Annotated in this window: 1 pseudogene; it reads right to left on the bottom strand. The window is 59.8% G+C overall.

Annotated features, from left to right (window positions below):
- A pseudogene (locus tag SB751_RS35475) lies at positions 1-234 on the bottom strand (Crp/Fnr family transcriptional regulator); the annotation flags it as partial.

Here is a 234-nt window from a genome sequence, read left to right as displayed (position 1 = left end):
ATCTCTTCCTGCGAGATTTCCAGCGCGCGGCCCGTCTCCGGATAGAGATCGGGATTGAACATCTGCGCGAGCGCCTGGGCGATCCGCGCATCGACATCGAGCAAGCGGCTGTTCTGGATCAGCCCGATAAATTCGCCCATGCGGTTATTCAACTGATGGATGACGAAGCGGTTGAACGGCAGGCTGCTGTCCATGAGGCGATGAAACGTGTCGGCGGGCACCGCCATGACGAGC

This window comes from Cupriavidus sp. SIMBA_020 (assembly GCF_046535395.1).
Lineage (GTDB): Bacteria > Pseudomonadota > Gammaproteobacteria > Burkholderiales > Burkholderiaceae > Cupriavidus > Cupriavidus campinensis.
This window is presented reverse-complemented; position numbering and strand designations above follow the sequence as displayed.